General features: G+C 34.6%; 9 protein-coding genes. 5 read left to right on the forward strand and 4 right to left on the reverse strand.

Going from position 1 to position 8,073, the window contains the following annotated elements; all coding sequences use genetic code 11:
- On the reverse strand, positions 1-537 hold the full coding sequence (locus EPE01S_RS22285) for a phage terminase large subunit family protein (protein ID WP_167550599.1): 537 nt from the start codon (positions 535-537) through the stop codon (positions 1-3).
- Positions 500-1,036, reverse strand: a complete 537-nt coding sequence (locus EPE01S_RS23680) for a hypothetical protein (protein ID WP_062749566.1) — start codon at positions 1,034-1,036, stop codon at positions 500-502. The genes EPE01S_RS22285 and EPE01S_RS23680 overlap by 38 nt, the downstream gene beginning before the upstream one ends.
- Positions 1,037-1,236: 200 nt before the next feature.
- Between EPE01S_RS23680 and EPE01S_RS22295 the strand changes: the two genes are divergently transcribed.
- The 3 genes from EPE01S_RS22295 to EPE01S_RS22305 all read left to right on the forward strand — a co-directional run bounded on the left by EPE01S_RS22295 (position 1,237) and on the right by EPE01S_RS22305 (position 4,766).
- The gene (locus EPE01S_RS22295; RefSeq protein ID WP_062749568.1) at positions 1,237-1,638 is read left to right on the forward strand and encodes a hypothetical protein; all 402 of its coding nucleotides are present in this window, start codon (positions 1,237-1,239) and stop codon (positions 1,636-1,638) included.
- Between the two features lie 32 nt (positions 1,639-1,670).
- Entirely contained in the window at positions 1,671-2,582 is a 912-nt protein-coding gene (locus EPE01S_RS23285; protein WP_062749570.1) for a hypothetical protein, read from the forward strand.
- A gap of 363 nt (positions 2,583-2,945) precedes the next feature.
- The gene (locus tag EPE01S_RS22305; protein ID WP_062749572.1) at positions 2,946-4,766 is read left to right on the forward strand and encodes an ATP-dependent nuclease; all 1,821 of its coding nucleotides are present in this window, start codon (positions 2,946-2,948) and stop codon (positions 4,764-4,766) included.
- Positions 4,767-4,860: 94 nt separating this feature from the next.
- On the opposite strand, the gene EPE01S_RS22310 is transcribed toward EPE01S_RS22305, so the two are convergent.
- On the reverse strand, positions 4,861-5,640 hold the full coding sequence (locus EPE01S_RS22310) for an HNH endonuclease (protein WP_062749574.1): 780 nt from the start codon (positions 5,638-5,640) through the stop codon (positions 4,861-4,863).
- A gap of 137 nt (positions 5,641-5,777) precedes the next feature.
- On the opposite strand from EPE01S_RS22310, the gene EPE01S_RS22315 reads away from it, so the two are divergent.
- Entirely contained in the window at positions 5,778-6,470 is a 693-nt protein-coding gene (locus EPE01S_RS22315; protein WP_062749576.1) for a hypothetical protein, read from the forward strand.
- Here the strand turns inward: EPE01S_RS22315 and EPE01S_RS22320 are convergent.
- Positions 6,457-6,729, reverse strand: a complete 273-nt coding sequence (locus tag EPE01S_RS22320) for a hypothetical protein (protein WP_062749578.1) — start codon at positions 6,727-6,729, stop codon at positions 6,457-6,459. The two genes, EPE01S_RS22315 and EPE01S_RS22320, sit on opposite strands and share 14 nt — an antisense overlap.
- 96 nt (positions 6,730-6,825) lie before the next feature.
- On the opposite strand from EPE01S_RS22320, the gene EPE01S_RS22325 reads away from it, so the two are divergent.
- Complete coding sequence (locus tag EPE01S_RS22325) at positions 6,826-7,659, forward strand: hypothetical protein (protein ID WP_062749580.1); 834 nt, start codon at positions 6,826-6,828, stop codon at positions 7,657-7,659.
- Positions 7,660-8,073 lie beyond the last annotated feature (414 nt).

Below are 8,073 nucleotides of genomic sequence, written 5' to 3' on the forward strand. Positions count from 1 at the left end.
TCACTGGGATACAAGAGCGATGGGGTTTCCCTCTGTACCTTCTGTATCCACACCTGAAATCTCGTCGCAGAATACCCGCTTGGCTGTTAGGCCGCGTAAGGTACTTGGACTCGATAGACTTACAAAGTAATTGAAAGTACCTAGAGTTGTTTCTTGAGTAGTAGCATCGTTAGTTTTAGTTCTGTCGCTTTTACTTGTAATTAGTTCTGCAAGGCTTGGTGTTAACTGAATGGTAGGATCAAACTTACCATTTTTATACTTCTTGATAGTATTCGCAGTTGTTCCTGCAATAACCATATTACTTGGATCGTGGTGTAAAAAGTAAAGTGATGCACCAGTAACTATTGTTGTTTTTAATAATTGTGCTGATGACATTAAAACTACTTTACGTACACCCTGTTCAGTTATTGCATCTAACGGCTGTTTTTGAAACTCATACAACCGCATTGGAGATCCCTGTAACTCTCCATCACAGAACTTTAAATTTTTCTGTACCCAATCACTCGGTTTTATTTTCTCTGGCGGTAGTATCGCCATCACTGCTTTGTTCAGTATCTTGATCAGTTTCCTCTGATTCTGAAAATCCATTTTCAGTTTCCTCTTCATAGTCGTAACTTCCAATGTCACGAAGTACTTCATCAATTTTATCTTTTAGTTTTTCTCTAAGCTGGTTTGCATCTTCGCTTGAAAATAATTCGATGTATGTAGTATTAGGTATACTGCGTAACATGTTTTTTAATTGGTTGAAGTAACCTGATAGTGTTTCTGTTACGTAATCTACTTCTACTAAATTTTTCCTTTTTAAATCTGCTTCCATTTTTTCAATGTCTGCTTTCGCTTTAGCAAGCCTTAGCTGCTCTATCTGCGTTTCTGTTTTTAAATCTGTCTGGCCTCTAAGCGGTGTTAGTACATTGTCTGCTACCCACTGGTAGATCTCGTCTTCGCTTAGGGAAATATCTAGTCCTCTCGAAGTCCAGTCCCTGCTTACAATTACTGGATCGTATCCATAGATCTTTGCTAGCTGGCTATATGTCATCTTTTCCTCTGCTGAATGAATAGGTTTCAAAACTTCACATACAAAAAACACATCGAGCGGCGAAACTACGCGATGTTTTGGAATTTTGGCGGAGTACCTTTTCATTTTTCAAAAAAATTTTGTTTTGGTATTTATCTTTGCCAATAGCATTACAAAGTACTTCATGATAATCTTTCAATAGACTAACTAGGAACTTCATCATGCTTAGCTTTATATTTGATCTTATATCCTTATTCACTAAACTACCAAAGTCTGTACAAACTCAAATTATTGAAGCAATTACTGCTACATTTGCTTTTGCATTTAGATATATGTACAAGGACAAGAATAAAGAAGATCTAAGTACAGCAACAGAACAGGCTGTAACGCCGCAACAATGGCAAGGCACTACTGCTGCTGTAGGTTCCTTTGTTCCTTCTCTTTACTCTAAGAAAAAGAAAGAAGAGTTTGCTAACTCAGTTATAGAGTTAGTTAAGAGCAAAGAGTTTATCAACCAATTAAGTAAACGTATCGAACAAGTACAAGCTAAGGATGAAGAAGCTTACGTAGCTCTATGCTCTATTGAAACTAAGCGATTAATTATTGAGATGATGGAAAGATAATTAAATCCCTCATACGCTATTAAGGATTTATGATGCATAAGATATTAAACCTATATTATTTTGCAACTGATGATTTAATAACTCATGTGGCTTATAAAATCTATGAGCGTTCTGGAAGTGAAGAGGAATTGTGTAACTTCCTCTTATCGAAGGTAGGCAATGATTTACCCTATGTAACTTATGCCGGAATACCTGATATTCTTAAAGATAAAGAAAATGGTATTTCCATCAACAAAGTTAATGCGATGATGCGTACTGACACATTAACTTATATTTTTTCAGAAGCTCTTTCTGATTTTGATATTGATGAATTTTATTTGCATCTCATTACCCCCATTAAAAATGGCAAAGTAATAGATGATAATCGCCTTAATTTCGAGCCGTTACGACAGCATCACATAGATAAGTTTTCTGGTTATGAATTCCTTACCACCAATGACTACCTCACTGATTATTATGATGGTAATAAATTTGATATGGCTAAACTTCTAAATGATGATCATTTTACGCCAATCCATTATCTCTTCAACAATAAGCACTACCTTAGCTGCGTTAAACTACTTTTTTCTTTCATAGATACTATTGCTTGGGTAGATATTGGTGAACATCATAACTTCACAAAATGGATAGCTTTATATGCTGATATATCGCCTCTTGAAGTAACTGGTGAAGAACTTTGGGAGCTTCGTAATTCCCTAATCCATATGTCAAATTTGGATAGCCAGAAAGTAAAACAAGGAAAGGTTAGGAGGATAAGCTTTGCTATTCATAACCGTAATGCTTTTAAAACAAGTACTATCGGTGACACTACCTATTTTAATCTAATTGATTTTCTTTATATAATCGAAGACGCCATGAGAAAATGGGTTGATACTTATAATCAAGACGAATTAAAGATAATTACGTTTGTAGAGCGATACGATAAAATAGTGAGGAACTGTTGATTTTTTTAGCCCACTATTTGTGGGCTTTATACCATAATGGTGTATGTATCCTGCTCAATGAAGTAATATAACAGAAGATAACTTTGTAATTCCCACACTTAAGCATCAAGAACCATCAAGAACCTTGAGTTAGTCTTTCTCTTCTATCCTTTTAATAAGGATACATTTATAGAATCTCTTAGTGATCATAATGGAGGTATCAAGGGTAGTTTCTTGGCTCTTTCAGGCTGGAAGTTAGGTAGCTGATCTCGCTTAGTAACACTAGTTATTATTTAAATCACAATTAAAAAAATTTGTTTATTATTTTAAGAAAAATCCTATACCTTAGAGAATCGCTTACTTAGATTTTGCAATGGAGTTGTAATGAAACTTAGGCAAATAGAAATTACAAATTTTCGCGGCATTGGCTACGCAAAAATTGACTTAGAAGACTTCAATACACTCATTGGCTCCAATAATATTGGCAAGTCTACTATTCTTAAAGCAATTCAGTTATTGTTAAATACTTCGAATCCAACTTCGGAAGATTGGCCTTTTCGTAAGGCTAGTGAAAGTATCATGATAATAGCGGGTACTTTTTCCGACCTCACTGATGAAGAGTTGAAAAAACCCTCGATTGCTAAGTTAGTTAATGAAAATACTTTAAAGTTAAGGGTTACAGCCTCTTGGAATAATGAACTTAATTGTATAGATAAAGCAAAGTATGAAGCTTATGCACGAGTTATTGAAATAGAAGGCTTAACAAATAAAATAACAGAAGCACGCAACATACCAATAATAAAAGATATATTAGATGAGAACGGGTTTAATACCGCACCTTTATTTAAAGAGAATTATGATTTAATTAAAGAAATAGCTCTTGAAAAACATCCTGATGAAGTAAAAGTAAGTCATAAATGGTCATCGGAAAGCATCAGTATAAACAATCACCTTCAGCAAGCCATACCGCATGTTTTATATATACCAGCATGTTTTAAAATAGAAGATGACCTAAAATCTCAAAAAGGCACACCATTTGGTTTCTTGTTTACAAATTTAATTTTTCCTGTTCTACAACAAGATAAATCTTTCACTTCCTACACTGACTCTGCCAAGCATTTACAGATGAAAATGAGAGGCGAAGTACCAGGAGAATTGATTGAAGGTATAGATAGTTTGATGGGCAGCATTTCGGGCTCGCTTAATCAAATTATGGACTTCAAGTCAAAAGTGAAGCTTTCTGTAGGTGAAATAGAACTTGACCAAGTATTTATGAAGGCGGCTACATTACTTATAGAAGATAAGCTTGAAACACAACTTGATTATCAAGGGAGCGGTGTTCAACGGGCTTTAGCATATGCACTTTTAGAAACAAACGCTTTATTTACAGCCTCAGCAAGTAACAGATCAACCGTAATCTTATATGAAGAACCAGAACTTTATATCCATCCGCATTTAATGAGAATCCTCAGAAATTGCTTGAGGGAAAAATCTAATGATGCCAACTGGCAAGTAATTGCAAGTACACACTCACCCTTTTTGATTGATATTGCTGAAAACCCAACTTCCTTAAAGCTTATTAAGGAACATGAAAATGACACACGCACTGTACATCAAATTTCAAAAACTATATTTGAAAATGATGGTTTGTATAATGAGAGAGACATGCTTAGGGCTGCTTTAGATTTCCATCCTACTGTTTGCGAGGCTTTCTTTGCTAAACGTGTTGTGGTTGTTGAGGGGGATACTGAGGTAGCAGTATTACGTTTTGCGGAGCAAATTTGCAAAAAACTAGCAATACCGACTGAATTAATTAAGGATACAACTATAGTATCGGCTGGCGGGAAATGGACAATCCCAGCGATTGCTAGAATATTAGTTGGTTTAAAAATACCATTTAAAATAATTCATGACCTTGATAGAAAAGGTCTTTCAGATAAAGAACTAGCTGAACTTACTGGGTTTAATGAATATTGTGCCAATGCTAAAATCGAATCTATAGCTGGAATTGATAAGGTATATAAAGTTGATGATACTTTTGAGCATGTGCTATGGAATATTAGCTCAGGCGAAAAAACACCCACTGACGGTGGAAAACCATTTAATGCTTGGAAAAAGATAAGATCTTTCGTAGATAATACAGACACTTTACATCCTGAATGTCAAAATAAATTAGCCGAGATAATGAGATTCATATATTGCTGATTTTTCTAAGAAGATATTTTTTGAAGATTGCCTTGTAACTAAGGATTTAGCTTTTGCAGAACACTCATCTAATAAAGCTACAAGGCAGCTTCAATTATAGGTATTTTTTACCTTTATTCAATTTCTTAAAGCCGGTCAAACGAGAGTGGTTAACCTCAATTATTTTCTTTAAGTCTTCAACTGTTTTCATTTCTGTACCGATATGTATCATCGAATGGCAATTAGCACATAAAGGAACAAGATCTTTAATAGGATCTACCGCATATCTTTTTTTTATAGAGGATAATTTTACTTTGTGATGAACATGAATATAATTCCCACCTAAGTCGCCATATACCTCTTTAAAATTAAAACCACAAGCCTTACAGCTTAAACCATGATACTCAATACATTTTCTTCGAGCAATTGGATCTCTTTCATAATACGTTATAAGTCTTTCTCTTGGCTGACCCTCATAATATTTTTCAACTAAATCTAATGAATAGGAAAACGCCTCTTCGACAGTAGCATACCATCCGTTATCAATCCGTTCTAAGTACATTGGTTGAAGTTCATCAACGAACGATTTGATACTTGCGGTTTCTCTTTCATCGATTTTAGGATGGCGAGTTTGGCTAAAAGTGTGAAGGCTATACCCTTCTAATAATATTTTTTCGATATGCTCTAGTGATTGTTTATAACCTAGTTTAGGAGCATTATCTTTACCTCTACTCCAATCATCAGACAGGATAAGAACTCTTTGACCGTCCTCACTTTTTAAGTCTTCCCATGCACCAAAAATAATCTTTTTGTTAGTTACATCTATGAAAGACCAGCTCCAGTTCCAATTTTTGCAAGTTGCTCCTAAGCCTTGTAAAAAACTTTGGCGTGACATTCTTTATCCTCTCAAAGTGTGTAATAATTCTCATAGTGCGAACAGAATAAAATTTATTCATTATCCATATTATCTTATTATTGCAACTAACCCCCACTAAAGCAATGAGGTCTATTAAAAGATGCTAGAGGTTATTTATGAAAGTGCTTAAATGGGTTTTTCTTATACTTTTGACGCCTCCTTTTTTAGTATGCAGTGTTATAATAGCAAACTCTTTAGCTAATTATGATTGGGGATCTGTTCCCGACTGGTTTAGCTTTATAGTAAATGCTTGCACAGTAATCATAACTTTAAAAATTGCAATAAGAGCCAAGAAATTTCTTGATGAAAAAGTTCATAGTGAAGGTTTAGCTCGCGGGTATAAAATATTAGATTCTATTGATGAAATAGTAGATGTTTTACCAACGTTGACAGCAAGGGTTATACATAACACTGAAATTATTGATATGGCATCAAAACCCGAGGAAAATCATGAAAATTACAGCCTAGAATCAGCATTAAAGAATTCTGAAAAAATTTACCATGAAATTATTGATATAAAGAAAAAAATAAATCATGTTGAAAATATGTTAATGAGGATTGGCCGCTGGCACATTGAAATCAAACACCCTAATGAATTTCAAGCTTTCATAAAAATATCAACAGAATATTTTAATATAGTCAACTATATCATAATGTATAATTTAGAGATTGAATATCCAGATTCAACATATAGCTGCAAACAAGTATCAAGTAGCATCTCGACATTGAGCGTGATGGAAAACGAAGTTCTAAATCATTATAAAATAATTTTGGAATTAAAATTTAAAGATACTTTTACTGAAGGTTAATCCTCTTAAAGCTGTGGTTGAGTGCTTTCACAGCATCTATCAATGTATCGAGATGTGTATTAGCTAAGCTTTCATTGAAGTACTTGTCCTCGTGCTGCTCAATGGTTAAGTACTTCACTGGGTCGCAAATGGTCTGCACCTCGCCGTTTCGGTCTTCTATCAGTAACCCTTCCTGCCCATCTGTCTCTATGCGTACCTCATTAGTAACGTAAAGGAAGTAGAAAGTATCGTCGTCATATAAGTTAAATTCAATTCTCATAGTATGTCCTTGTTGATTAAGTAATTTATTTAGTACAAACTATCTTACTCACCAGCTTTATGATACTTATTATTTTCACGGCTTTAGGATAAGACCATGATAAGCAAGATCTACAACCTTTTTGTTAAATTATCTTTGATGGTGCTATTAGTACTTTCCCTTTGGCTGGTTATCACCGCAGCTTTAAAGAAAGATGTAGGTAATCTTTCTGACTGGATTTCCGCTTCCTGCAATATAGTAATGGCATATGCAGCATACAGAGCATTTGTATTTGCAAAAGATTACTTCTCTGATTTTATAAAAAAAGATGGCTATGAATTAATAAAAAAGCTTCAACTTGAGCTTATACCGAAATATAGAGACAATCTTAATTTTTCGTCTCTCAATGTATTAGATATCGAAGTTCCCTCATATGTAAATGGAGGTGTTGGCGTGTTTCAGGATGAAGAAGAAATAAGTTATTTACCTCAAACCTTACCAGTAGATTTAAAGAGTTTAGAGACAGGATTTAAAGAAGGACGAAGACTTGAGAAAGAAATAAGAGAAACATTACAATCTCTAGAGATTTATGGTTGGGAAATGGTTCCAAAAAAAAAGCAAGAACTTTTTGACACATTTCTTATAGGCAAAGTACTTTTCAATACCGTCCATAATATAACTATCTATTTATCAGAAATTCTTGAACGAGAAGCTCCTGACTTTTCCCCACGATTTGATAATGATTTCATACAACGTCACGATCCAGTTAAACCAACCTCCCCCCCGAGGTATCAGGATGTAGACGTATTAGTAGAAAAGATCATTTTCTTTCAAAAGCAGTTATGTGATCCTGAAATTGATACACCTTATGTAAGAACAATCAGATGTATAGAAAAATATTTTCAAGATGGTAGGCATTTGAAAAATTACTTCCGATACACACGAGACTAAATTGAAATTTCACCAATATTAAACCAACTAATTTCATCGGGTTCCCTAACAGTATGTATGGTTCCAGTTGTGGGAGGCTTCAACAGCCGACGACCTAAGCAAGCGGAGCAAAGCGAAGTGCGGTAGTTACTCACGAATACTTTAGGCACGCAGTGCCGACCAGATAATCATTGAGTACTTATTAGAAATAAAAGAATTGTTTAATTTTAAGTAACTCGCTTGCGAGGTACATGAAATTCATTAATTCAAGCCGAACGCTCTAGCGTTTGTGCTTCTTTATACATCTCTATGAAGGCAGTTAGACGAGCTAACCGCCTTATCTCGTAATCCTTCGTACAATCGAACGAGCAAAGCTCGTCCTCTTGTACTTGTCGTACTCGTTTTTGTACCTTTTTTACCTATAGATCCTTTTGA

The organism is Erwinia persicina NBRC 102418 (genome assembly GCF_001571305.1).
GTDB classification, from domain to species: domain Bacteria; phylum Pseudomonadota; class Gammaproteobacteria; order Enterobacterales; family Enterobacteriaceae; genus Erwinia; species Erwinia persicina.

What these genes read in the sequence shown, in the direction of transcription:
- EPE01S_RS22285 (WP_167550599.1), bottom strand. Translation starts at nt 537, where the DNA reads ATGGCGATACTACCGCCAGAGAAAATAAAACCGAGTGATTGGGTACAG.
- EPE01S_RS23680 (WP_062749566.1), bottom strand. Translation starts at nt 1,036, where the DNA reads ATGACATATAGCCAGCTAGCAAAGATCTATGGATACGATCCAGTAATT.
- EPE01S_RS22295 (WP_062749568.1), top strand. Translation starts at nt 1,237, where the DNA reads ATGCTTAGCTTTATATTTGATCTTATATCCTTATTCACTAAACTACCA.
- EPE01S_RS23285 (WP_062749570.1), top strand. Translation starts at nt 1,671, where the DNA reads ATGCATAAGATATTAAACCTATATTATTTTGCAACTGATGATTTAATA.
- EPE01S_RS22305 (WP_062749572.1), top strand. Translation starts at nt 2,946, where the DNA reads ATGAAACTTAGGCAAATAGAAATTACAAATTTTCGCGGCATTGGCTAC.
- EPE01S_RS22310 (WP_062749574.1), bottom strand. Translation starts at nt 5,640, where the DNA reads ATGTCACGCCAAAGTTTTTTACAAGGCTTAGGAGCAACTTGCAAAAAT.
- EPE01S_RS22315 (WP_062749576.1), top strand. Translation starts at nt 5,778, where the DNA reads ATGAAAGTGCTTAAATGGGTTTTTCTTATACTTTTGACGCCTCCTTTT.
- EPE01S_RS22320 (WP_062749578.1), bottom strand. Translation starts at nt 6,729, where the DNA reads ATGAGAATTGAATTTAACTTATATGACGACGATACTTTCTACTTCCTT.
- EPE01S_RS22325 (WP_062749580.1), top strand. Translation starts at nt 6,826, where the DNA reads ATGATAAGCAAGATCTACAACCTTTTTGTTAAATTATCTTTGATGGTG.